This window comes from Micromonospora sp. NPDC023888 (assembly GCF_040639415.1).
Classification (GTDB): Bacteria; Actinomycetota; Actinomycetes; order Mycobacteriales; family Micromonosporaceae; genus Micromonospora.
Genome location: NZ_JBEZZW010000004.1, coordinates 26,782 through 50,381 on the forward strand (window position 1 = coordinate 26,782; position 23,600 = coordinate 50,381).

The following is a 23,600-nucleotide window of genomic DNA, read 5'->3' on the forward strand; positions in this document are numbered from 1 at the left end:
TCTACTTCACGACATCAAATGTCGAATCTGTCACTCGGTGTCGTATATTGATGTCGACCTGAGTAGAGGGAGGCGACAGCGATGACGCTGAACGGCAAAACCGTCCTGGTGACCGGCGGCACGGGCGGAATCGGCAAGGAAACCGCCCGCGGGCTGGCTCGGCTCGACGCCCGTGTCGTCCTCGTCGGGCGCGACCCCGGTCGGGCAGCCGCTGCGGCAGTGGAGCTCCAGCGCGACACCGGCAACGGCACCGTCGACACGCTTACCGCCGATCTGACCCGGCGACGAGATCTGCACCGACTGGCCGACCAGGTGACCGCGCGGTACGGCAGCGTGGACGTGCTGATCAACAACGTCGGCGTGACCAGAGAACGACGCGAGCTGACCGAGGACGGCATCGAAACCGCCTTCGCCGCCAACGTCGTCGCCCCGTACACGCTTACCCACCTGCTGCTGCCGGCGCTGAAACGTGTCCCAGCGGCCCGCGTCATCAACATCACCGGCGGCATTCCGCGAGGACGAATCGACCTCGACAACCTGCAAGGTGAGAAGTCCTATGTCGGGCTGTCGTTCTACAACCAGACCAAGCTGGCGCTGATGGCGATGAGCTACACGTTCGCCGAACGCCTGGCCGGGACCGATGTGACCCTCAATGTGGCCTACCCCGGCCACGCGTACACCTCGATGAACCAGGGCCTGACCATCCACACCTACCCAACGCTGGCGCGGCCCATCGTCCCGCTGCTCCGTCTCGCGTTGCCGGTCCTCTACGGACACCGAGCGGTGGTCAAGGCGTCGCAGTCGAGCATCTACCTCGCCTCCAGCCCACAGGCACAGGGAATGCACGGGACCTACGTCAACAGCCGGTCCCAGCGCACCGCGTGGCCCGACGCGGTCCTCGACCGGCACAACCGCGACACCATCTGGGCGCTCTGCGAGAAGCTCGCCGGCTAGGCCGAGTCAGCTCGGTCACCACCACGTCCGAGAATCACGCCGTCCGCGATCAGTGAGACCTGCCCCGTAGAGCGCGGGTCGAGCCGGGCGGTCAGCGGTCTTCCTCCCACTGCTCGACCAGTTCGTCCCAGTAGTCGGCGCTGAGTCGACGCCGCCCGTGCGCCAGCCAGCCGTCGGTGTTCCGTTCCAGGTGCAACCCCAGTTCGGCGAACGGGTCGATCCACTCGCCGGGCTCGACACCGAGCCGGGTCAGCGCCGCATTGATCGGCCACTGCCCCCGCGGCGCGTCCAACACGTCGTCGAAGTGTGGACCCCACGACAGCGTCCCGCCCAGCCACACCGCCGCCGACTGGTAACCCTCGCCGCCGAAGAACTCCGCCTCCAGGTACGCCACCGGCCCCGACGTGGACCAGGCCGCCAGCAACTCGACGAGCGGCGGCGACAACACCAGCCCGAACGGCTGCTGGGCGCTGGGATCGTCCGCCGCGTAATCGGGAAGCGACCCGGTCAGCTCGACGATCAACTGCGGGGTGACCGGCAGCAGCGCGAAGTCCTGGCGCAATTCGCCGAGGACCGCGTGATCCAGCTCGGCGGTCTGCTCGCGGAGCAGTTCGGCGTCCGCGACCACCGCGCTGAGCTGGTAACCCATCGACCTCTCCGCCGTCCACAGCCTGTGGATAGAACATGTGTACGACGGTATTGCCCGTCCGTCGGTCTTTGGAACCGTACCGGTGTTGCCGGCCCTCCGGGCGGGTCAGACCCGGCCCGGCCGCACCGCGACGGTCCGCACCGCGTCGGCGAGCAGATGCGGATGGGAGAGCATCGGGTGATGGCCGGTAGGTAGTTCGACGGTCCAGGTCGCGCGGGCGGCCTGGGACCGTTGCAGAGCGGGTGGCGTGGCCCGATCCTCGGCGCAGACGATCGCCGTCGACGGCAGATGACGCCAAGCCGCGTGCCGGACCGGAGCGGTGAGCACCGAAGCCTCCTGTCGGGTCAGGCGAGCGACCGCTCCCTTCACCGCCTGCTCGTCGCAGTCCTGAAGGAACCGTTCGCGCAGCATCTCGCGTCGTACGCCAAATGTGCCCTCCGGGGAGAAATCCAGGTAGGGGGCCGGTTCCGCCGGGCCGAGGTGAGCCAGTGCCTGCCCCACCTCCGGCAGGAACGAGCTGACGTACACCAGATGAGCCACCTCGCCGGCGTTGGCGGCCTCGGTCACGACCACCCCGCCGTAGGAGTGCCCCACCAGCACCGCCGGGCCGACCTCGCGTAGCACCCGTCGGGTCTCCGCGACGTCGGCCGCGAAGTCGGACGCGGCACCCGTCACCTCACCACAACTCGGCAGCCGGACCGCGACGCTGGCCAGCCCGTCGGCTCGCAGCGCATCCGCGACCCGCGACCACCACCACTCCCCGTCGCGGACGCAGGCTCCGTGCACGAACACCACAATCATCATCGTCTCCGTCCCGCGGACCCGCACCAATCCGCTCCGCCATCGACGTTAGACGTACCGATCGTTACGTGAAAAAGTGGCGGGATGGGACGCCGTCAGCAGCCGGAGATCCGCGAGCGGCTCCTCGACGGGTGCGTCGGACACCTGCTGGAGCATGGACTCCCCGTCACCTCGTTGACGCCGGTCGCGGCGGCGGTTGGAGTCAGCCCACGCATGCTGATCTACCACTTCGCCACGAAGGATCGGCTCGTCCGGTCGGCGCTGATCGAGGCCCGGCGGCGGCAGCGGGCGCTGTTCGACGATGCGTTGCGGCACCGCCCCGGCACCCCGTACGTCGACACCCTGGCCTCGGCCTGGGCGACCCTCTCCGGCCCGGCTGCCCGCCGCTACGTCCGCCTGTTCAGCGTCGTGCACGCGCTGCCGTCGGCCGAGACGCCGTGGCCGAACTTCCCGGTGATGGCGGTGCACGACTGGCTGCCCACGATCACCGCCGGGCCGCGCGCCGACTGTCACCCCCGGGCCGACGTGCTGGCCACGTTGGTCCTCGGGGTGGTGCGTGGGCTGCTGCTCGACGACCGAGCGACAGGCGAGCACGACCGTGCGGGGGAGGCGTTCGCCGCCTTCCTCGACCTGCTGGCCGGTAGAGGGCGTTGAATGCGGCTCAGCCCGCGGGCGTGGGTGGTCAGGCCCGCCGGGCGAGCTGACTGACGAACGCGCGCCAGGCCGTCGGCGCGAAGGCGAGCGCCGGGCCGGTCGGGTCCTTGGAATCCCGTACGCCGACGACGCCGGGCAGGTTGTCGGCGACCTCCACACACGCGCCACCGTTGCCGCTGCTGCGGCTGCTCTTGCGCCACCGGGCGCCGCCGTTCAGCTCCATGACTCCGCCACTTCCCTGATGAGATCGACCGACTGCCGGTGGGACAGCGCCTCCCCGCGCACGTTCTCCCATGCCGCCATCATGGCCGCGATGTCCTCGGGGTCGCTAGCGACTTGGCCCTGGAGTTGGTTGTCGAGGTAGCCGGCGACCCGGTGGTCATGGCTGTGGGCGATCACGAACGGCCCGTTGAGGCCGGCGTAGGCACCGACCGTGCTGGGCACGACGTGCACCCGGATGTGCGGCTTCGGCGAATACCGGCACGACCGGCTGGCGTTGACCGTCTACCTGGCGACGCTCCAGGCCGAGGCCGGCGAACAGCTACCCGAGGTGGACCCCGCCCGGCTGAGCGACCGCTTCCTCTCCTGGACCCGCGCCCGTGCCTGACCGAGCTGTCGCGTCGGCGCCGGATCGGGCTGCTTCGCCTGGGCCGGACCGGGTTCCCTCTCCTGGGTCCGCGCCTGCCTGTAGAGCTGCCCCACAAGTGGGGCAGCTCTACAGGCGCGCATCTCTACAGCCACGCACCCTGGGCATGCTCCCCGCAGCGGCCCCGGATGCCCGCAGCGACCCCGGATGTCAGGGTCGCCAGATCGCCACCTCGATGTCCCGTCGCCGCTCGGCGAAGCGGCCGTCTCGTGCTGCCGTCGTCAGGAGTTGGCGCAGATCCGCCGAGAAGGCCGGGAGCCGGTCGCCGAACAGGTGCGGTGCCGAACTGGACAGCGAGAAAACCGCCGAGGCGACCTCGTCCACCGAGCGTTCCACGACGATCTTCTGTTCGACAATGATCTGGGTGGGGCCGGTGAAGCCCGCCTCGCGCATGATCTCGCCCTCACCGGAGGGGGTGCCCGCTGGCAACAGCCCCTGGCCGGCCCGACGGATCGGCCCCAGATAACTGGCGACCAGCTCGTCGATCTGCTGCCAGGGTGCTCGGGGGTACGGCAGCGGGTCGTCCCCGGGCGCGCCCTGATGTGTGTTGGCACCGACGTGGACCCAGGCCCCGTCGGGCGTGAGCATGTCGCGGACGCGACGGGCCACGAGCGGGCGGTCCATCCAGTGGAACGACTGGGCGAACGTGGCCACCCGGAAGGCACCCAGGTCGGCCGGCAGAGCCTCGGCGCGCAGGTGTCGCCACTCGACGTTGAGCACCCCGACGCCGTCAGCTCTGCGCCGCCCCTCGGCGAGCATGTCCTGGTCGGCGTCGACGCCCACCGCCGCCTCGAACAGGGGCGCGAGCAGCAGCGTCAACGATCCGGGCCCGCAGCCCACGTCCAGGAGTCGACCGGTGCCGTCGAGGTCGAGCGCGGTACTGATGCTCTCGGCGAGACTGGCCGGGTAGGGCAGCCGTCCGACGCCGTAGTGGCGGGCGCTGCCCGCGTACAGGGTTTCGTCCCACTGCCACGTCGCCTCGGTCACGACGTCGATGAAACCACAGGGCGGCGCGTACGGGCGGATTGTGGCGTCTCGCGTGGACGGTCGCGGACGCCGGCTCATGTTAATCTCCGTCAGCTCACATGATCACCTTGAGCGACCGAGGGGACACATGACTGCCGAGGTGCCAAACGCGGGCGGGCTGCTGGATCCGGACGGCGCGATGGATCGGCTGGCGGAGTGGAAGGGGCGCCTGGACCAGTTGGCGACCGCCACGGACGCGATGAGCGAGCGGGTCCAGGAGTTGCGGGTGACGGTCGCCGACGGCAACGGGCTGGTCGAGGTCACTGTTGACTCCGCGGGGGCACTCGTCGACCTACGGCTCGGCCAGCGGATCCAACGAGTCGCACCGGATGTCGTCGCCCGCACGATCATGAGCACGATCGGTCTGGCCAAGCGGCAACTGGCCGACCGCGCCCAGGAGGTCATCGGCGAGACCCTGGGGACCGACTCGCCCGCGGCTCGGGCAATCGCCGAACGCGTCGGGCAGCAGTTACGCGACGCCAACCCCGCGGTGGACGGCCCAAGCGAGCAGCACGACCGGTGGTGACAGCCGGCCTGTCGCCGCGCGCGTTGGCCGATATCCCGGCGCGGGTCGCTGACCGTGTTCTGTCGGGGCGCGCCGCCGCCGGCGCGCCCCCCGCGTGGCACGGCACGGTGGCGTTCGACAGATGAGCACGTACAGGCGGACCAGCGGCGACGTCCTCCGGTGGCCGGGCAGCCCCGACGCTCGGGCAGCGCTCGCGGAGTGGTTCGCCGACTCTTCGGCCGGGGCGTACCTGTCGGGTGATTTTCTTGATTTTCGCGGCGCGGACCTCAGCCGTCTCGACCTGGCCGGCGCCTATCTCGCCAACTCCCAGCTTGCCGGCGTTCGGTTCGAGGACGCCAACCTCGGTGGCGCCAACCTGACGAATGCCGAGGTGCGGGGCGCGGATTTCTCCTCGGCCGACCTGACCAAGGCGGACATGGTGGGCTGCACGGCGGGTGAGGCGCGGTTCCGCTCGGCGCGGTTGTTCGCGGCGCACCTCGACGACGCCGTGCTGGACGGTGCCGATCTCAGTCACGCGATCCTCAATTCCGCCAAGCTCTACAGAACGGATCTGCGCGGGGCCGACCTTGAGTACGCCAGCCTGCGCTGGTGCACGCTCGGCGGCACCAGCATGCCGACGGTGCTGAGCGGCGCGCGGATGGTCGGCTGCCAGCTCGACGGCGCGAAGGGGGCAGTCGTCGGCCCGGTCTTCGTGGACGAGGGCGCGACCCGGTCCCTCGGCGGCGGGGAACTCGAAACGTGGCTCTCGGCGCAGGGCGCGGAGAGTGTCCAGGTGGTGGGCTGACGCCACCGCGGAGACGAGTCAGGGCCGGTCCCCGTGGGGCCGGCCCTGTCGTTGGTGCAGCTCAGGCGAGCGGAGGATACGAGATTCGAACTCGTGAGGGTGTAAACCCAACACGCTTTCCAAGCGTGCGCCCTAGGCCTCTAGGCGAATCCTCCGCGAGCCAGGATACAGGCCCCCGCCGGCCGGGCCACCCCACCACCCCCTGAAGATCGACGGGCGGTCGGGTAGGCTTGGCGGCACCTCCCGTGCGGCGGTATCTCGTGAACCTCCCCAGGGCCGGAAGGCAGCAAGGATAAGCGAGCTCTGCCGGGTGCACGGGAGGCCTTTTTGTCTGTGGGCCGGTTGATCCACTCGGCATCCGTGATGTCGGGGCATCCCGGGCATGCGGACACCCCGATTTCCAGGAAGCCGAGTCGATCAAGCGCGGCGGCCGAGTCGATCAAGCCCGAGGGCCCAGGCGTCCCGGCGGGGTGGGTGGTCACCCGCGCCCGACCGGCGCAGAATGGCTCGGTCGAGAGGAGGCGGGACGAGTGACGCTGGCGCTCTACCGCAAGTACCGGCCGCGTACCTTCGCTGAGGTCATCGGTCAGGAGCACGTGACCGAGCCGCTGTCGCAGGCGCTGCGCAGCGGGCGGCTCAACCACGCCTACCTCTTCTCCGGCCCGCGCGGCTGCGGCAAGACCACCAGCGCCCGGATCATGGCCCGCTCGCTCAACTGTGAGCAGGGCCCCACCCCCGAGCCGTGCGGCAAATGTGACTCCTGCCGCTCGCTGGCCACCGACGGTGCCGGCTCGATCGACGTGATCGAGATCGACGCGGCCAGCCACGGCGGTGTCGACGACGCCCGCGAGCTGCGTGAGCGTGCCTTCTTCGCGCCGGCCAGCAGCCGCTTCAAGATCTACATCATCGACGAGGCGCACATGGTCTCGACCCAGGGCTTCAACGCCCTGCTCAAGCTGGTCGAGGAGCCCCCGGAGTACGTCAAGTTCATCTTCGCCACCACCGAGCCGGAGAAGGTCCTCGGCACCATCCGGTCGCGGACCCACCACTACCCGTTCCGGCTGTTTCCGCCGAAGGTGGTCCGCCCGTACCTGGAGCAACTCACCCAGGCCGAGGGCGTCGCCGTCGAGCCGGCGGTCTTCCCCCTTGTGGTGCGCGCCGGTGGCGGCAGCATGCGGGACAGCCTCTCCGTGCTCGACCAGCTCATCGCCGGCGCCGGCCCGGAGGGGGTCAGCTACGCCCGGGCCGTCGCGCTGCTCGGGGTCACCGACTCCGCGCTGATCGACGAGATGTGCGACGCGCTGGCCGCCGGTGACGGCGCGGCCGCGTACGCCACCGTCGACCGGGTCGCCGAGGCCGGGCACGACATGCGCCGGTTCGCCTCCGACCTGCTGGAGCGGCTCCGCGACCTGATCGTCATGCAGCAGGTGCCGGACGCCGCCGCGAAGGGTCTGATCGACGCTCCCGGCGACCAGATCGAGCGCATGGCCGCCCAGGCCGCACAACTCGGCTCGGCCACGCTGTCCCGCTGCGCCGACATCGTGCACAACGGGCTGGTGGAGATGCGCGGCACCACCGCGCCCCGCCTGCTGCTGGAGCTGATCTGCGCCCGGATGCTGCTGCCCGGCGCGGACGACTCCACAGGTGGCCTGCTCCAACGCCTCGAACGCATGGAACGCCGGCTCACCCTGGGTGGCACCGACGCGCCGTCGGCCGCCGCCGGCTCCGCTCCGGCCGCCCACCCGGGAGTACGCCCACAGCCGGGCACCCCGGTCCCGGCTGCCGCGAACCCAGCACCCGTCAACGCCCCGACCTCCGCACCGCCCTGGGCGGTCGACCCGGCCGCGTCCCCGACCCACAGCGCTGCGGTCCCGGGTGCTCCCGCGTCGGCTGCTGCGGTCTCCGCCGCACCTACCTCGCACGGCCCGGTCGCTGGCGCACCGGCTCCGACCTCCGGTGCGTCTGCCGCACACGGTCCGACCTCCGGTGCGCCGGCCTCGCACGTCTCGGCGGCCGACTCGCCGATCCCGGCGTCACCCGGTGCGTCGGCGGTCGCCGGGTCGGCACCCGTTTCGCCCGCCGGGCCGGCCCCACGTCGTGTGGTGCCACCGTCGGCGGTGCTGCCCGACCCGGCCACGCCCCAGCCGCCCCGACCGGACGCGCCGGCCGCGGCGCTGGACGCCGTCGCGGTCCGCCGCGTCTGGCCCGATGTGGTTGGCAAGGTCAACCGGACCAACAAGCGGATCGCCGCCCTGATGCGCGACGCAGTGGTGCGTGAACTCGACGGCGACATGCTGGTGCTCACGGTGAAGTCGACAGTGCTGGCCAAGATGATGGCCGATCATGCGGCGGTGCTCACCGACGCGCTCTACGAGGAGTTGGGCGGGCGCTGGCAGATCCGCTGCGAGGTCGCCGGTGAGCGCGGTGGCGTGTCGTTGTCCGGTCCGCAGCGCTCGCAGTCCGCCGCGCCGGCCCGACCCGCCGCCCCGGCCCCCGCGACGAATCCCACCGCCGCGCCGAACGGGAACACCGCCGCCGGCCCGACCGGCGCGCCGAACTCGTCAGCCGTTGCTGGCCCGGCGACCGCACCGCCCGCCGCCCCGAACTGGTCAGGCGCTGCTGGCCCGGCGAGCGCGCCGCCCGCCGCGCCGAACTCGTCAGCGGCTGCCGGCCTGCCGGGTGGACCGCCGGCCGTGCCGAACTCGTCAGCCACTGCCGGCCCGACGACCGCACCGCCGGCCGTGCCGAATCCGAGCAGCGCCGCCGGCCCGGCGACCGCGCCGCCCACCGCCCCGAACTCGACAAACGTTGGCGGCTCGGGCGCCCGTGGTGGACAGCCGGGAGGCGGTGCGCGTGCCGATGGGGGCGGAGAAAGCTTCGGCGTTCACGGTTCGCCTGGACAGGGCGGAACGCAGCCCGCCGCGTCGGCAGATGCGCACGCTCCGGGCCGGCAGGGCGTAGCGCAGCCGGTCGCGGCGGCGGACGAGGACGACTGGCCGGAGGCGGCCCGTCCCGGCGGTGGCGCGCCGGCCGCCGAGGCGACCGACGACGAGGACTGGCCGGAGGCCGCTCGTCCGGGTGGCGCGTCGGCCGGGGACGATCCAGGCCCTGATGCCGCACCGGGTGGCCCCGGCTCGGCACCCACCCCGAACGGCCCGAACGGCGGCGGCCCGCACGGCGGCGGCGCGAACGGTGGTGGCCCGAACGGTGGTGGCACCAACGGCGGCGGCCCGGGCGGTTCGGGTCGCCCCGGTCCGACGGCCGGCGGCGGCAACCCGGGCGGGCGGGGCAACCCGACACCGGCGGCCCGGCAGCCGGCGACAGCCGGTGGCGCACCGGTGAGCAGCGCCATCGCCGCGGCTCGCGCGGCGGCGGCGGGGCGCGGTGTGCGTACCGGAGCGGCGGCCCGGCCCGTCGCGGACGCCGAGTGGGCCGGCGAGCCGCCCTACGACCCGGACTTCGACGGCCCGGCGCGGGCCGGCCGGCCGGGTGGCGCGGCGACCCGGGTCTACGAGGGGTTCGACCCGGGCGACGAGCCGTTGGACGAGATCATCGACGAGAAGACGGCTCGGGAGTCCAGCGAGGAGCAGGCGGTACGGCTGCTGCGCGAGACGTTCGGGGCCGAAAAGATCGACGAGGTCGACGCCCGCTAGTTCGCCACTGCCGACCGGGTGCGCGACGCCTGGTCGGCCGGCGTCTCGGCGAGCAGGACGCCGAGGCAGCAGGCCCAGAGGGGGAAGGGCAGCACGGCGACTCGTTCCATGCCGCCCACCCCGATCCCCATGCCCTGCTGGGCGAAGAACAGCACCGTCCCGGCCAGTGCGACGAGCCCGGCGGCGAGGGTGAGCCGTCGCCACCGGCCGAGCGTCGTGGTGCCCGGCGCGAAGCCGGCGAGGAGCAGACCGACGTTGCCCATTCCCATGATCAGGAATGCGCCGAGGACGTGCAGGTTCTCGTCGACGTCGGCCGGGTAGACGGCCGCGAGGGCGTACCCGCCGGTGGCCAGCAGCAGGAGGATCTGCGCCGAGCGCACCACGCCGCCGCGGCCGAGGAGCCGCCAGGTCAGCAGGAGCCCGGCGGCGAGCAGGACGGCGGTGACCAGGGTCGCGGCGTTCATCAGCGGGTGCCAGGGCGAGCAGACGTAGCGGGGTCTGGTGGTGTCCCAGATGCCGCAGTGGGCGTTGCCGAGGTCGCTGATGTTGTGGGTGGCCCAGCTGTAGGCCGGCTGTCGCCAGCGCAGCCCGGTGACCAGGCTGGCGACGAGGAAGATGGGCGCGGCCGCGAGCCAGCACAGCGCGCCGACCCGGCCGGTGCGGTTGAGGTTCATGCCACGAGCAGACCAGTGCGACGGGTCCCGGCGCACTACCCCCAGACGGCCGGTTCGGGGTGGGGGTAGCCGTACCCGGAAGGCAACTCAAGTGGGGGCATCACTGTCAGGATGTGCGCCATGAAGATTACCTCCACTCCACAGGGGACCGCCGACACCAGCCGTCGCCACGTCAAGGCCGCAGTGCAAGCGGTCGTTGGTCTGGCCGCGCTGCTCTGGGCGTGGTCGATTTCGTGGGTGGCGGTGCGCCCCGGTCAGACCGTCGTTGATCGGCTTCTCGGCCTTCGTCCGCCGACCGAGGTGCGGACGTTGGCGTTGACCGACCTTGCGGGTTACTGGCAACCGCTGTGTGTCGGGTGGGTAGCGCTGCTGGTGCTGCTGGTGGTGGCCTGGTTGCGCCCGCCGTGGCGGTTCGGTCTGCGGCTGGCCGCGATGCTGCTCGGCGTGGTTCTGGCAGTCGGCACCCTCCTGCCCGGCACGGCAGCCGTTGACGTCAGCGGCTTTCCGCTCAAGGGCAACCCCAGTACGGATCTCCTCGGCGGCGTGTGGCTCGGCCTCTTCGGGGTGGTGTTGCTGATGCGCGCCGTGACGACCCTGCCGGAGCTGTCGACCCCCGCCGCGCCGGAGGTCCGACCCGCCCCAACTGCCGTACCCGCCGAAGAGCCCATCGCGACAGACCCGCCGGCTGCGCCGGACTCGACCCCCTTCGTTTGGCAGAGTTCACGTCGGATCGCCCAGTCGGCGGCACCGTGGTGGCGGCGACCGGCGCCGATCGTCGGCGTGCTGGCGGTTCTCGGTGTGGCCATCCTTCTTGGCACGGTCACCTGGCGGGCGATCAACTCGGTGGACAGGCAGCCCGCCGACCTCGGCGCGCTTGTGGTGGTGGCTCCCGCCGATTCGGCACCCGCCGCGCCGGCCGTAGCGGACGATCGGGTCGACCTGGGCCGGATTCTGCCGCTCTCTGAGGCACGGGCGAACCTGCTCGCCGACCAGACGGGCGACGACGTGGTTCACGTGGCTGGCACTGCCTGGACGCGTCCGGACGACGCTGCCGTAGCGATCACCCTGGTCCAGTTCAGTTCGTCGGCGTCGGCTGACCAGTTCCAGCGTTCCTACGCCGACTTGCGGCAGGCAACTCCCGGTGAGGCGACCCCGCTCGCCGGCGTGCCGGGGTCGGCGGTCTTCGTTGCTGCCGAGCGGGCCGGCGTGTGGGCCGTCGCGGGCCGGGCCGAGATCGTCGTGATCGTCAGCGTGGTCGGCGGACCATCGGAAACCGTGCCCGTCGTCGAGTCCCTGCTTCGTGAGCAGTACGACCGGCTCTGAGCAGTGGCCCCGAAGGCTCGGCGTGGGCGGACGCACCGGGCGGGGCGAGGTCGGTCCCAGCGGATAGGCTGGTCGGCGGCCGAGCAGACGAGTGCGAGAAGGAGCCATCCCGTGCGCCCAGGTGGACAGCCGAACATGCAGCAGATGCTGAAGCAGGCGCAGAAGATGCAGCAGCAGATCGCCGCCGCCCAGGCCGAGTTGGCCGAGGCCGAGCTGACCGGCACCGCCGGCGGTGGGCTGGTCACCGCTACCGTCTCCGGCGCTGGTGAGCTCAAGGCCATCAAGATCGACCCGAAGGCCGTCGACCCGGACGACGTGGAGACGCTTGAGGATCTGGTCGTCGCGGCCGTGCACAACGCCGCCGAGGCGGCCCGGGAGTTGACCGAGCGCAAGATGGGCCCGGTCGCCGGCGGCATGGGCGGCCTCGGCCTGCCCGGTTTCTGAGCCGGCAGATGTACGAAGGTGCCATCCAGGACCTGATCGACGAGTTGGGCCGGTTGCCGGGCGTGGGTCCGAAGAGCGCTCAGCGGATCGCGTTCCACGTCCTGTCGGCGGATCCTGCCGACGTCAACCGGTTGGCCGGCGCGCTGCGCAAGGTCAAGGAGCTGGTGCGGTTCTGCACGACCTGCTACAACGTGGCCGAGTCCGAGCAGTGCCGGATCTGCCGCGACCCGCGCCGCACCGACGAGGTGCTGTGCGTGGTGGAGGAGCCCAAGGACGTGGTCGCCATCGAGCGGACCGGTGAGTTCCGCGGTCGCTACCACGTGCTGGGCGGCGCGATCAATCCGCTGGAGGGGATCGGTCCGGACAATCTCCGCATCCGGGAGTTGATGATCCGGCTCGGTGGTGGCGGCATCCGGGAGTTGATCCTGGCCACCGACCCGAACACCGAGGGTGAGGCGACCGCCACCTATCTGGCGCTGATGGTGAAGCCGATGGGGATCTCGGTGACCCGGCTGGCCAGCGGGCTGCCGGTCGGCGGCGACCTGGAGTACGCCGACGAGATCACCCTCGGACGGGCTTTCGAGGGCCGCCGGGCCGTCTGAGTCGTACCGCGCGGGGGTGGTGCCGTCATCGACGGTGCCGCCCTCGTTCCGGTGTCCGGCCCGGCACGGATCGATGTGTCGCTTCATGTGTTCACCGTGCCGTCGACTGTCAGACCTCGGCCCAAGGTGTCGGCTTGGTAGCGATTGCCTAACGCCCGTTCCGCTTCGCGTGTGACATGTCATAGCCTCCCGCACACGGACCGAGCCACAGCTCGGCGTGGTCATGCGCATGACAGAGGTGAGAGATGCAGGCGAGAAGGCTAAAAACGGCCGTGGCCATCGCGGCCGTTGCCGCTCTGGCGGTCGGCGCGGCCGGCTGCGCGGAGAGCGAGCGCGGCGACAGTGGCGAGGCCAAGACTGGCGGCACCTTCATCTTCGCGGGTGCCGGTGACCCGAAGAACTTCGACCCGATCTTCAACGATGACGGTGAGTCGTTCCGGCCGGTCCGGCAGATGTTCGACACCCTGGTGAGCCACAAGCCGGGCACCGCGGAGCTTCAGGGCGGTCTGGCGGAGAGCTGGGAGCACGACCCGGAGGGCAAGGTCTGGACGTTCAAGCTCCGTCAGGGCGTGAAGTTCCACGACGGTACGCCGTTCAACGCCGCCGCGGTCTGCTTCAACTTCGATCGCTGGTACAACATGAAGGGCGCTGCCGCCCAGTCCCAGATGATCTACTACATGGACGTCTTCGGGGGCTTCGCCAAGAACGAGAACGAGGCCGCCGGCAAGCCGGTCTACAACAAGTGTGAGGCGCAGGGCGACGGCACCGCGGTCGTCACGCTCAACCAGTACAAGGGCGCCTTCCCGGGTGCCTTCGCGCTCACCTCGCTGTCGATCGCGAGCCCGGAGGCGCTGAAGAAGTACGACGCCAACACGGTGAAGCAGAACGGCGACTCGTTCGAGTACAGCGCCTTCGCCACCACCAACCCGGTCGGCACCGGCCCGTTCACCTTCGGTGGCTGGGACAAGGCCAAGAACGAGATCACCCTGAACCGCAACCCGGACTACTTTGGCGAGAAGGCCAAGGTGGACAAGATGATCATCAAGATCATCAAGGACGAGAGCACCCGCAAGCAGGAGCTCCGTGCCGGCACCGTGCAGGGCATCGACTTCCCGGCCCCGGCCGACCGCAAGGCGCTCGAGGGTGAGGGCTTCCAGGTCGTCAACCGTCCGGCGTTCAACGTCCTCTACCTCGGCCTCAACCAGAAGAACCCGAAGCTGAAGGACCTGCGGGTACGTCAGGCGATCGCCTACGCCCTCAACCGCCAGCAGCTGGTGCAGACCAAGGGCCCGGGTGGCGCGAAGGTCGCCGACGAGTTCCTGCCGGACACCGTGCTCGGCTACGCCCCGGACGTGCAGAAGTACGAGTACAACCCGGAGAAGGCCAAGCAGCTCCTCAAGGACGCTGGCGCCGAGGGTCTGACGCTCAACTTCTACTACCCGCCGGACGTCACCCGGCCGTACATGCCGAACCCGCAGGAGATCTTCACCGTCCTCGCCAACGACCTCCAGGCCGTCGGCATCAAGGTCAACGGTGTGCCTCGCCCGTGGAACGGTGGCTTCAAGGACGACGTGCAGCAGTTCGGCAAGCAGGACCTGCACATCCTCGGCTGGACGGGTGACTACAACGACCCGGGCAACTTCGTCGGCACGTTCTTCGGCCGGGCCAAGACCGAGTTCGGCGACCAGTCGATGACCGAGATGTTCGACGCCATCACCAAGGCCGACGGCACGGTCGACGACGCGGGCAAGAAGGCAGCCTGGGAGCAGGTCAACCGGGACATCGCCGCCAAGTGGCTGCCGGCCGTTCCGCTCTGGCACGCCCCGCCGGCCATCGTCGTCACCAAGGACGTCAAGGGCCTGGTGGCCAGCCCGTTGACCGACGAGCGATTCAACTCGGTCAGCATCAGCAAGTGACGTCCCTCGGCTGAGGCCGTAGGCGTGATCGGCCCGGGTCCGGGGTTTCTCCCGGCCCGGGCCGATCCGCGATCTTTGAGAGTCTGGTGTGTGAGAGATGTTGCGAGTCATAGTCCGCCGCCTGTTGCAGTTGGTGGTGACCCTCATAGCGCTGTCGGCGCTGATCTTCATCTGGCTGCGGAACCTGCCCGGTGGCCCGGTCGAGGCGCTGCTCGGCGAGCGGGCCACGCCCGAGCGTCGCGTGCTGCTGACCAAGGCGCTCGGCTACGACCAGCCGATCCTCGTGCAGTACGGCAAGTTCATGCAGCGGGTGGTGACAGGCGATTTCGGCAACTCGATCCGGACCGGTGACCCGGTCACCGAGGTGATCAGCCGCGCCTTCCCGGCCACCATCGAGCTGGCCCTCGCCGCGATGATCATCGCCGTCGGCCTCGGAGTGCCGCTCGGCTACCTCGCCGCCCGCTGGCGCGGACGGTGGCCGGACAACCTCACCATCGCCGGCACCCTGCTCGGCATCTCCATCCCGATCTTCTTCCTGGGCTACCTGCTCAAGGACGTCTTCACCCAGAACATCCACTGGTTCCCGCCGTCCGGTCGCCTCACCACCGGACTCGACAACACGAACGTCACCGGGTTCTTCGTGCTCGACGGCCTGCTGACCCGGGAGTTCGACGCCAGCGCCGACGCGTTGTGGCACCTGATCCTGCCCGCGATCACGCTCGCCACCATTCCGCTGGCGGTGATCGTGCGGATCACCCGGGCCAGCGTGCTCGACGTCCTCAACGAGGACTACGTACGGACCGCCGAGGCGAAGGGCCTGCGACACCGTACGATCCGCGGCCGGCACATCCTGCGCAACGCGCTCCTGCCCGTGGTCACGACCATCGGCCTACAGACCGGTGCGTTGCTCTCCGGCGCGGTGCTCACCGAGAAGGTCTACAACTGGGGTGGCATCGGCACGCTGATCACCGACTCGATCAGCGGCGGCCGGGACTACCCGGTGCTCCAGGCGATCATCCTGCTGGCCGCGCTGGTCTTCGTGGTGGTCAACCTGCTTGTCGACCTCTCCTACGCCTTCATCGACCCGAGGGTGCGTGTGCGATGAGTGACCCGATCACCCAGGCCGGCACGCCGGCTCCCCGTCCCGGGGACGACAAGCCACGTCCCGGCATGAGCGAGCGCAGCATCGGCCTGCTCGGCGACCGTAAGAAGGCACGGCTCGACGAGCTGGCCCAGGCGAGTGCCGCCGACCGGGGCGGGATCAGCCTCGTCCGCGACGCAATGCGCCGGCTGAAGCGCAACCCGGTCGCCATCGTCGGCGGCGTGATTGTGGGGCTGTTCGTCCTCGTGGCGATCTTCGCTCCGCTCATCGCACCGCACGACCCGGTGCAGCGCTTCGACGAGCTGACCAAGGGCCTGACCGTGGACACGATCCCGGGGGCCAGCAGCGGGTTCCCGCTCGGCTCCGACCCGCTCGGCCGGGACTTCCTGTCCCGCATGATCTACGGTGCCCGGCAGACCCTCTTCGTGGGCGTGCTCGCGACTCTCATCGGTCTCGCGCTCGGCGTGCTGATCGGCGCGATCGCCGGCGCCTTCGGTGGCTGGGTCGACGTGGTCCTGATGCGACTCACCGACGTGATGCTGGCCCTGCCGAGCCTGCTGCTCGCGATCACCCTGGTCGCGATGGCCAGCCGGTCGAGCCAGTGGACGGTCATCTTCGCGGTGGCCATCGTGAGCGTGCCGATCTTCGCCCGGCTGTTGCGCGGCTCGATGCTGGCCCAGCGGGAGAGCGACCACGTGCTGGCCGCCCGCGCGCTCGGTGTCAAGGAGCGCAACATCGTGCTGCGGCACATGTTGCCCAACTCGTTGACCGCGGTGATCGTGCAGGCGACCCTGACCTTCGCGGTGGCGATTCTGGACGCCGCGGCGCTGTCCTTCCTGGGCCTCGGCGACCCGGACATCAACCGGGCCGAGTGGGGCCTGATGCTCGGCGTGGACGGCCAGCGCTATTTCGAGGTACGACCGGAGTTGGCGTACTTCCCCGCACTCGCGATCATCGTGGTCGCGCTCGGCTTCACCCTGCTTGGTGAGGCGATGCGTGAGGCGATCGACCCGAAGAACCGGCGGTGACCACGGTGAGCGCTGTCAGCGCGGCCGGACCCCGTCTCGGGCGAGCGCGAGGAGTGAGCTTGCGAGCCCCGCGCTCGCGAGCGAAGGACCACAGCAGTGAGGAAGTGACTCGATGAGCCTGCTCGACGTCCGTGACCTGAGCGTCGTGTTCCAGCGGCGCGGTGAGCGGCCCTTCACCGCCGTGGACAAGGTGAGCTTCACGGTGGAGCCGGGGCAGACGGTCGGCCTGGTCGGCGAGTCCGGCTGCGGCAAGAGCGTGACCAGCCTGGCCATCATGGGCCTGCTGCCCAAGCGCGGCAACAAGGTCACCGGGGAGGTGCTCTTCGACGGCACCGACCTGCTGAAACTGCGACCGGACGACATGCGCGACCGACGCGGCCGGGAGATCAGCATGATCTTCCAGGACCCGCTCTCCTCGCTGAACCCCGTCATCCCGATCGGGGTCCAGGTGGCCGAGGTGTTGGAGCGCCACCAGGGCCGCGATCGCAAGCAGGCGCTGCGCGAATCGCGGGACCTGCTCGACGCGGTCGGAATCCCCGACCCGCAGCGGCGGCTCACCGAGTACCCGCACCAGATCTCCGGCGGGATGCGCCAGCGCGCGCTGATCGCCATCGCGCTTGCCTGCAAGCCTCGGCTGCTGATCGCCGACGAGCCGACCACCGCGCTCGACGTGACCATCCAGGCGCAGATCCTCACGCTGCTCAAGCAACTGGTCGACGAGACCGGCACCGCGCTCGTCATGATCACGCACGATCTGGGCGTGGTGGCCGGGCTCTGCGACACCGTGAACGTCCTCTACGGCGGCAAGGTGGTCGAGCGGCAACGGCGGCACGAGTTGTTCGCGCACGCCCGGCACCCGTACACCCACGGGCTGCTCAACTCGGTGCCCCGGCTGGACTCACCGCGCGGTGAGCGACTGCACGCGATCCGCGGGTCGGTCTCCGACAACATCCCGTGGGCTGAGGGGTGCGCCTTCGCGCCGCGCTGCGACAACGTTGTGGACGCGTGTCTCGAAGGGCCGCCGCCGCTCGAACCCACCGCCACCGGCGGGGACCTCCGCTGCAACAACCCCGTCTCCGAGGAGGTGGCGGTCCGATGACCGAACAGACCGGACCCCTTATCGAGCTGCGCGACGTCAAGGTCCACTTCCCGATCAAGAGCGGCCTGCTCTTCGACCGCACCATCGGGTACGTCTACGCGGTGGACGGGGTGTCGCTGAGCATCCGCAAGGGCGACACGTACGGCTTGGTCGGTGAGTCGGGCTGCGGCAAGTCGACGTTGGGTCGTGGCCTCCTGCGGCTCGTCGAGCCGACCGAGGGCGAGATCGTCTTCGACGGCATCGACGTGCGCTCGCTGAAGGGCGAGGCCATGCGGCAGGCCCGCCGCCGCATGCAGATGATCTTCCAGGATCCGCTCTCCAGCCTCGACCCCCGACAGTCGGTGGAGTCGCTGCTGGTGGAGGGGCTCAAGGCGCACGGGTTGGCCGGCGACAAGGCCGAGACGAACCGGCGGCTGCGCGAGACGCTGGAGGCGGTCGGCCTGCCCGCGTCGGCCCTCGGCAAGTACCCGCACGAGTTCTCCGGCGGCCAGCGCCAGCGGATCGGCATCGCCCGCGCGCTGGTGCTCAACCCGGACCTGATCGTCGCCGACGAGCCGGTGTCCGCGCTCGACGTGTCCATCCAGGCCCAGGTGCTCAACCTGCTGGAGGACCTGCAGAACGAGCGTGGCCTGACGTACCTCATCATCGCGCACGACCTGGCGGTGGTGCGGCACATCGCCGACACGGTGGGCGTCATGTACCTCGGCGGGCTGGTGGAGGAGGCGTCCAGCGACGACCTCTACCGCGAGCCGATGCACCCGTACACCCGGGCGTTGATGTCCGCGGTGCCGGTGCCGGATCCGCTCGTGGAGGACCGCCGGGAGCGGATCCTGCTCGCCGGTGACCTGCCGTCGCCGACCAACCCGCCGTCCGGCTGCCGGTTCCACACCCGGTGCCCGTGGGCGCAACCGACCCGGTGCGCGGACGAGCGGCCGGAACTGCGCGACGTCGTCGGCGGACACCGGGTGGCCTGCCACTTCGCCGAGGACATCGCCGCCGGCCGCATTCGGCCGCACGAGGTCGAGGTGGAGCTGGTCCGCCCGAGCGAGGGCACCGGCCCCGTCGACCCGCCGGGCGAGTTGATCCCCACCCCGTGACACCGCCAGGGGCCGTCCGGCGACGGACGGCCCCTGGACGGTACGGGTCCGGGTGGCTCAGCCCTCGGGACGGTGCAGCAGGCCCACCGCGACGCCGTGTACCGCGTCCAGCCCCGCCGGGTCGGCCAGCGCGACCGACGTGCCGGTCACCGCGTACCACTCGTCGGCGTCCTTGTACTGCACCCGCAGGGTGACCTTGCCGTCCGCGTACTCGGTGCGCAGCGTCAGGTCACCGGTGACGACGCCGACCTCGTCGGTCATCACGCCGCCGGGGCCGGGCACGATGTCGCTGGTGCGGCTCTGCGGGCCGGCCGCGCCACCCGAATCCGCGACCATGCCGGCGCCCGGCACGGCGGCGGGAGTCTCGGCGGCGCCGTCCGCTGTCATGCCGGCCGCGGCCGGGCCGCCTTCCCCGGCGGCGGTCACGATTCGCTCCCCACTCAACAGCCCTCCAACATGTCGGTCAGGGCGGCCTTCTCGGCGCTTGTCACAGTCAACCGCCAGTAGTGCTTGACCGTCACCCAGTCCTGGGCGTACTTGCACCAGTACGATCGGTTTGCCGGCTTCCACTGGGACGGGTCCTGGTCACCCTTTGCCCGATTGGAGGCCGCGGAAACCGCGAAGAGCTGCGGACGGGTGGTGTCGTTCGCGAAATCACCGCGCTTCGCGTCGGTCCACTCGTCGGCACCCGAGCGCCACGCGTTCGCCAACGGCACCATGTGGTCGATGTCCACGTCGGAGGGATCGGAGAAGCTGCGGCCGTCGTACACGCTCTCCCAGCGGCCACCGACCACGTTGCAGCCGGACAGCTTCACGTCCTTGCCGTCGCGCTGGAGGATGCTGTCCCGCACGTCGCAGTTCTTGCCGGTGTCCCGCCAGTGCGGGAAGTGGTCCCGGCTGTAGCCCTTCATCGAGCCGGCGGTGGCCACGGTGAGCTGGCTGAGCTGCTCCGCAGCGTTGCCCCCGCCGTCGGTCGACGGCGGTGGCGTGACCGGCTCGTCCTGTGGGACGCAACCGGTCACGCCGAGCGCCAGCGCCGCGGCGAGCGCGGTCACCGCCGCTCGCGGTCCTGATCTGGTACGCACAGACGACACCTCTCCAGCTTGCGGTCTCCCGGCGATTGCGCACAGTACCCGGGAATGGTTTCGGCGTTTCGTGGCGTCTCCCACATGGCGCAAGGCAGATTGGTGGGATGACCGCACCCGTACCGGCGTCCGCCCTCCGAATGGGCACCACCGCCGGCCGGGGCACGCTGCTCGCCGCCGTCCTCGCCTCTGGCATGGTCTTCCTCGACAGCACCGTCGTCAACGTGGCGCTGCCGAAACTCGGGCAGGACCTCGGCGCGAACGTGGCCGATCTCCAGTGGACCATCAACGGCTACCTGCTGATGCTCGCGGCGTTCGTGCTGCTCGGCGGTGCGCTCGGCGACCGCTTCGGTCGGCGGCGCATCTTCCTCATCGGAGTGGTCTGGTTCACCGCCGCCTCCGTGCTGTGCGGGCTGGCCCAGGGCACCGGTTGGCTGATCGCGGCCCGGTTCCTCCAGGGCGCCGGCGGTGCATTGCTCACTCCCGGGTCGCTCTCCGTGCTCCAGGCCAGCTTCCATCCGGACGACCGGGGTCGGGCGATCGGCGCCTGGGCCGGGCTGTCCGGGGTGTCCACCGCGTTGGGCCCGTTCATCGGGGGCTGGCTGATCGACGCGCTGTCCTGGCGCTGGATCTTCTTCCTCAACCTGCCGATCGCCGTGCTCGTGGTGCTGGCCGCGATGCGCTGGGTGCCGGAGAGCCGCGACGAGAGCGCCTCCCGGACCGCGGGGCCGGGGCGGACCCGGCGGCGGTTCGACGTCGGCGGAGCACTGCTCGGCGCGCTCGCGCTGGCCGGCGTCACGTACGCCCTGATCGACGCCCCGGCGCGTGGCTTCGACTCCGCCCCGGTGCTGATCGCGGCGCTGGTCGGGGTGCTGTCCGCTGTGACATTCGTGCTGCTGGAACGGCGGCGTGGCGACGCCGCGATGCTGCCCACCGGGCTGTTCGACAGCCGGCTCTTCTCGGTGCTGAACATCTTCACTGTGGTCGTCTACGCGGCGCTCGGCGGCTTCACCTTCTTCTTCGCCGTCTACCTGCAGAACGTGGTCGGGTGGTCGGCCTTCCGCACCGGCATCGCGTTGCTGCCGATGACCCTGCTGCTGTTGGCCGGGTCGGCCCGAGCCGGAGCGCTGTCGGCGCGGATCGGGCCACGCCTGCCGCTGAGCGTCGGGCCGGTGCTCGCGGCGATCGGTCTGCTGCTGCTGCGCGGCGTCGGCCCCGGCGCGTCGTACTGGACCGACGTGCTGCCCGGGGTGCTGCTCTTCGGCATCGGGCTGACCCTGGTGGTGGCGCCGCTCACCGCGTCGGTGCTGGCCGCCGTGCAGGACCGGTTCTCCGGGGTGGCCAGCGGCTTCAACAACGCCGCGTCCCGGGCCGGCGGCCTGCTCGCGGTGGCGGCGCTGCCGCTGCTTGTCGGCCTCTCCGGCAGCGGCTACGCGCAGAAGGCCGAGCTGACCGACGCGTTCCGGGGCGCGATGGTCTGGTGTGCGGGGTTGTTGCTGGCCGGGGCCGTGCTGGCCCTCGTGCTCGTGCACCGGCCACCCCGCGCGGCCCCACCGTCACAGCCCTGCCACTCGCTGCCCGCGGCCACGCCCCCGAGGTAGGTGACCACCCTCGGGGGCGCGGCTCGTGCGGTCAGCTACGGGCGCGGTTGACGGCGCTGGTGACCGCCTTGATCGAGGCGGTGACGATGTTGGCGTCGGTGCCGACACCCCAGACCGTCCGACCGTCGACCTCGCACTCCACGTACGCGGCGGCCTGCGCGTCCCCACCGGAGGAGAGCGCGTGCTCGTGGTAGTCGAGCACCCGTACGCCCACCCCGACCGACTGGAGCGCGTTGACGTACGCGTCGATCGGGCCGTTGCCGATCGCGGCGAGCGAGTGCCGCTCGGCGCCGGTGACGACCTGGGCCTCGATCTCGACCTTGCCGTCGGCGGTGCCGATCGTGTAGCTGCTCAGCCGGACCGCCGGGTCGGGCTGGTGGTCGAGCAGGTAGTGCGTCGCGAAGATCTCCCACATGGCGGACGGGTCGACCTCGCCGCCGTCGTGGTCGGTGACGTGCTGCACCACCCCGGAGAACTCGATCTGGAGCCGGCGCGGCAGGTCCAGTTGGTGCTCGCTCTTCATGATGTACGCGATGCCGCCCTTGCCGGACTGCGAGTTGACCCGGATGACCGCCTCGTAGGTGCGGCCCAGGTCCTTCGGGTCGATCGGCAGGTACGGCACGGCCCAGGTGTGCTCGTCCATCGGCACCCCGGCGGCCTTGGCGTCGGCGGCGAGGGCGTCGAAGCCCTTCTTGATGGCGTCCTGGTGGGAGCCGGAGAAGGCGGTGTAGACGAGGTCGCCCGCGTACGGGTGGCGCTCGTGCACCGGGAGCTGGTTGCAGTACTCGACGGCGCGCCGGATCTCGTCGATGTTCGAGAAGTCGATCATCGGGTCGATGCCCTGGGAGAACAGGTTGAGCCCCAGGGTCACCAGGTCCACGTTGCCGGTGCGCTCGCCGTTGCCGAACAGGCAGCCCTCGATACGGTCCGCGCCGGCGAGCAGACCCAGCTCGGCGGCGGCCACTCCGGTGCCCCGGTCGTTGTGCGGGTGCAGGCTCAGCACCACGCTGTCGCGGCGCGGCAGGTGCCGGTGCATCCACTCGATCGAGTCGGCGTACACGTTCGGCGTGGCCATCTCGACGGTGGCCGGCAGGTTGATGATCAGCGGCCGGTCCGGCGTCGGGTCGATCACGTCGATCACCCGGGAGCAGACCTCCAGCGCGTACTCCAGCTCGGTGCCCGTGTACGACTCCGGCGAGTACTCGTAGAAGATCTCGGTGTCCGGGGTGTGGATCTCCGCGTACTTCTGGCAGAGCCGCGCACCGGTCGTGGCGATGTCGGCGATGCCGTCCTTGTCCAGGCCGAAGACGACCCGCCGCTGGAGGGTGGAGGTCGAGTTGTAGAAGTGCACGATGGCCCGCTTCGCGCCGCGCAGCGACTCGAACGTCCGGTCGATCAGGTGCTCCCGGCACTGCGTGAGCACCTGGATCGTGACGTCGTCCGGGATCATGTCCTGTTCGATGAGCTGCCGGACGAAGTCGAAGTCGGTCTGGCTGGCAGACGGGAAGCCGACCTCGATCTCCTTGTAGCCCATCTGGACCAGCAGTTGGAACATCCGCCGCTTGCGCTCGGGCGACATCGGGTCGATCAGCGCCTGGTTGCCGTCGCGGAGATCCACTGCGCACCAGCGCGGCGCGGCATCGACGTGCCGGGTGGGCCAGGTGCGATCCGGCAGGTCGATCCGGAACTGCTCCCGGTACGGCTGGTAGCGGTGGTACGGCATCCGGCTCGGGCGTTGCCGGGCGATCGGATCGGTATCGGCGTCGGTGACAGGTTGAGCCATCTCAGAGTGCTCCCTGGAACATGTGGCGTCAGCAGATCGGAAGGTGTCGGCGAGCTGCCGGGCGACGGTGCGCGGCGGTGCCGAGAAGAAGATCGGATGTGCTGGACGGCGCGATGCGACTCCGCGACGAGGTGCCGGCCGGTCAGGCCTCGT

The 23,600-nt window shown here is 70.5% G+C and carries 23 protein-coding genes, 1 tRNA gene, 1 other RNA gene and 1 pseudogene; 16 read left to right on the top strand and 10 right to left on the bottom strand.

Translation table 11 applies throughout. The features are described 5' to 3' along the window. Positions 1 to 81: 81 nt before the first annotated feature. Positions 82 to 954, top strand: a complete 873-nt coding sequence (locus tag AB0F61_RS04645) for an SDR family NAD(P)-dependent oxidoreductase (protein ID WP_357803280.1) — start codon at positions 82 to 84, stop codon at positions 952 to 954. Between the two features lie 91 nt (positions 955 to 1,045). Here AB0F61_RS04645 and AB0F61_RS04650 read toward each other — a convergent pair whose 3' ends face one another. Together AB0F61_RS04650 and AB0F61_RS04655 are read right to left on the bottom strand one after the other, a co-directional pair. Beyond that, on the bottom strand, positions 1,046 to 1,603 hold the full coding sequence (locus AB0F61_RS04650; RefSeq protein ID WP_357803282.1) for a hypothetical protein: 558 nt from the start codon (positions 1,601 to 1,603) through the stop codon (positions 1,046 to 1,048). A gap of 105 nt (positions 1,604 to 1,708) precedes the next feature. After that, a complete protein-coding gene (locus tag AB0F61_RS04655) occupies positions 1,709 to 2,404 on the bottom strand; it encodes an alpha/beta hydrolase (protein WP_357803285.1) in 696 nt (231 codons plus the stop codon). An 84-nt stretch (positions 2,405 to 2,488) separates the two neighbouring features. Between AB0F61_RS04655 and AB0F61_RS04660 the strand changes: the two genes are divergently transcribed. After that, positions 2,489 to 3,058 (top strand): TetR/AcrR family transcriptional regulator, encoded by a 570-nt coding sequence (locus AB0F61_RS04660; protein ID WP_357803287.1) that lies wholly within the window; start codon positions 2,489 to 2,491, stop codon positions 3,056 to 3,058. Positions 3,059 to 3,086: 28 nt separating this feature from the next. On the opposite strand, the gene AB0F61_RS04665 is transcribed toward AB0F61_RS04660, so the two are convergent. Both AB0F61_RS04665 and AB0F61_RS04670 read right to left on the bottom strand, forming a co-directional pair. Continuing rightward, a complete protein-coding gene (locus tag AB0F61_RS04665; protein ID WP_357803289.1) occupies positions 3,087 to 3,281 on the bottom strand; it encodes a DUF397 domain-containing protein in 195 nt (64 codons plus the stop codon). Beyond that, positions 3,272 to 3,523: pseudogene (locus tag AB0F61_RS04670) on the bottom strand (Scr1 family TA system antitoxin-like transcriptional regulator); the annotation flags it as partial. The gene AB0F61_RS04665 and the pseudogene AB0F61_RS04670, both read right to left, overlap by 10 nt. Here AB0F61_RS04670 and AB0F61_RS04675 point away from each other — a divergent pair. Beyond that, on the top strand, positions 3,492 to 3,665 hold the full coding sequence (locus AB0F61_RS04675) for a hypothetical protein (RefSeq protein ID WP_357803291.1): 174 nt from the start codon (positions 3,492 to 3,494) through the stop codon (positions 3,663 to 3,665). The pseudogene AB0F61_RS04670 and the gene AB0F61_RS04675 overlap by 32 nt on opposite strands. A 189-nt stretch (positions 3,666 to 3,854) precedes the next feature. Here AB0F61_RS04675 and AB0F61_RS04680 read toward each other — a convergent pair whose 3' ends face one another. Then, positions 3,855 to 4,691: a methyltransferase domain-containing protein gene (locus tag AB0F61_RS04680; protein WP_357803293.1), complete on the bottom strand. Its 837-nt coding sequence runs from the start codon at positions 4,689 to 4,691 to the stop codon at positions 3,855 to 3,857. A gap of 127 nt (positions 4,692 to 4,818) precedes the next feature. On the opposite strand from AB0F61_RS04680, the gene AB0F61_RS04685 reads away from it, so the two are divergent. Then, positions 4,819 to 5,256 (top strand): YbaB/EbfC family nucleoid-associated protein, encoded by a 438-nt coding sequence (locus tag AB0F61_RS04685; RefSeq protein ID WP_357803295.1) that lies wholly within the window; start codon positions 4,819 to 4,821, stop codon positions 5,254 to 5,256. Positions 5,257 to 5,377: 121 nt separating this feature from the next. Further along, positions 5,378 to 6,040, top strand: coding sequence for a pentapeptide repeat-containing protein (locus tag AB0F61_RS04690; protein ID WP_357803298.1), 663 nt, complete (start codon positions 5,378 to 5,380; stop codon positions 6,038 to 6,040). A 70-nt stretch (positions 6,041 to 6,110) separates the two neighbouring features. On the opposite strand, the gene AB0F61_RS04695 is transcribed toward AB0F61_RS04690, so the two are convergent. Further along, positions 6,111 to 6,195: transfer RNA gene (locus AB0F61_RS04695), tRNA-Ser, on the bottom strand. Between the two features lie 82 nt (positions 6,196 to 6,277). Between AB0F61_RS04695 and ffs the strand changes: the two genes are divergently transcribed. Both ffs and AB0F61_RS04705 read left to right on the top strand, forming a co-directional pair. Continuing rightward, positions 6,278 to 6,367: signal recognition particle sRNA small type (ffs, locus tag AB0F61_RS04700), an RNA gene on the top strand. A gap of 203 nt (positions 6,368 to 6,570) precedes the next feature. After that, complete coding sequence (locus tag AB0F61_RS04705; protein ID WP_357803300.1) at positions 6,571 to 9,693, top strand: DNA polymerase III subunit gamma and tau; 3,123 nt, start codon at positions 6,571 to 6,573, stop codon at positions 9,691 to 9,693. On the opposite strand, the gene AB0F61_RS04710 is transcribed toward AB0F61_RS04705, so the two are convergent. Next, entirely contained in the window at positions 9,690 to 10,367 is a 678-nt protein-coding gene (locus AB0F61_RS04710) for a DUF998 domain-containing protein (RefSeq protein WP_357803302.1), read from the bottom strand. The two genes, AB0F61_RS04705 and AB0F61_RS04710, sit on opposite strands and share 4 nt — an antisense overlap. A gap of 120 nt (positions 10,368 to 10,487) precedes the next feature. On the opposite strand from AB0F61_RS04710, the gene AB0F61_RS04715 reads away from it, so the two are divergent. From AB0F61_RS04715 to AB0F61_RS04750, 8 genes are all read left to right on the top strand, one after another. After that, entirely contained in the window at positions 10,488 to 11,690 is a 1,203-nt protein-coding gene (locus AB0F61_RS04715) for a hypothetical protein (RefSeq protein ID WP_357803304.1), read from the top strand. A 135-nt stretch (positions 11,691 to 11,825) separates the two neighbouring features. Beyond that, positions 11,826 to 12,134 carry a YbaB/EbfC family nucleoid-associated protein gene (locus AB0F61_RS04720; RefSeq protein WP_238433593.1) on the top strand — a complete coding sequence of 103 codons (309 nt, stop codon included), beginning with the start codon at positions 11,826 to 11,828 and terminating at the stop codon, positions 12,132 to 12,134. An 8-nt stretch (positions 12,135 to 12,142) separates the two neighbouring features. Further along, positions 12,143 to 12,736 carry a recombination mediator RecR gene (recR, locus tag AB0F61_RS04725; protein ID WP_357803305.1) on the top strand — a complete coding sequence of 198 codons (594 nt, stop codon included), beginning with the start codon at positions 12,143 to 12,145 and terminating at the stop codon, positions 12,734 to 12,736. Positions 12,737 to 12,981: 245 nt separating this feature from the next. Further along, a complete protein-coding gene (locus AB0F61_RS04730; protein WP_357803307.1) occupies positions 12,982 to 14,652 on the top strand; it encodes an ABC transporter substrate-binding protein in 1,671 nt (556 codons plus the stop codon). A 97-nt stretch (positions 14,653 to 14,749) separates the two neighbouring features. Then, on the top strand, positions 14,750 to 15,757 hold the full coding sequence (locus AB0F61_RS04735) for an ABC transporter permease (RefSeq protein ID WP_357803309.1): 1,008 nt from the start codon (positions 14,750 to 14,752) through the stop codon (positions 15,755 to 15,757). 65 nt (positions 15,758 to 15,822) lie between these two features. Further along, positions 15,823 to 16,782: an ABC transporter permease gene (locus AB0F61_RS04740; protein ID WP_357803677.1), complete on the top strand. Its 960-nt coding sequence runs from the start codon at positions 15,823 to 15,825 to the stop codon at positions 16,780 to 16,782. Between the two features lie 112 nt (positions 16,783 to 16,894). After that, a complete protein-coding gene (locus tag AB0F61_RS04745) occupies positions 16,895 to 17,881 on the top strand; it encodes an ABC transporter ATP-binding protein (RefSeq protein WP_357803311.1) in 987 nt (328 codons plus the stop codon). After that, the gene (locus AB0F61_RS04750) at positions 17,878 to 18,978 is read left to right on the top strand and encodes an oligopeptide/dipeptide ABC transporter ATP-binding protein (RefSeq protein ID WP_357803313.1); all 1,101 of its coding nucleotides are present in this window, start codon (positions 17,878 to 17,880) and stop codon (positions 18,976 to 18,978) included. Before AB0F61_RS04745 ends, AB0F61_RS04750 begins: the two co-directional genes overlap by 4 nt. A 57-nt stretch (positions 18,979 to 19,035) precedes the next feature. On the opposite strand, the gene AB0F61_RS04755 is transcribed toward AB0F61_RS04750, so the two are convergent. Together AB0F61_RS04755 and AB0F61_RS04760 are read right to left on the bottom strand one after the other, a co-directional pair. Continuing rightward, complete coding sequence (locus AB0F61_RS04755) at positions 19,036 to 19,404, bottom strand: hypothetical protein (protein WP_357803315.1); 369 nt, start codon at positions 19,402 to 19,404, stop codon at positions 19,036 to 19,038. 14 nt (positions 19,405 to 19,418) lie between these two features. Further along, positions 19,419 to 20,063 (bottom strand): HNH endonuclease family protein, encoded by a 645-nt coding sequence (locus tag AB0F61_RS04760; protein WP_357803317.1) that lies wholly within the window; start codon positions 20,061 to 20,063, stop codon positions 19,419 to 19,421. 107 nt (positions 20,064 to 20,170) lie between these two features. Here AB0F61_RS04760 and AB0F61_RS04765 point away from each other — a divergent pair, with 107 nt between their 5' ends. Continuing rightward, positions 20,171 to 21,664: an MFS transporter gene (locus AB0F61_RS04765; protein ID WP_357803318.1), complete on the top strand. Its 1,494-nt coding sequence runs from the start codon at positions 20,171 to 20,173 to the stop codon at positions 21,662 to 21,664. 31 nt (positions 21,665 to 21,695) lie between these two features. Here the strand turns inward: AB0F61_RS04765 and leuA are convergent, their stop codons facing one another. Continuing rightward, positions 21,696 to 23,447 carry a 2-isopropylmalate synthase gene (gene leuA, locus AB0F61_RS04770; RefSeq protein WP_357803320.1) on the bottom strand — a complete coding sequence of 584 codons (1,752 nt, stop codon included), beginning with the start codon at positions 23,445 to 23,447 and terminating at the stop codon, positions 21,696 to 21,698. Positions 23,448 to 23,600 lie beyond the last annotated feature (153 nt).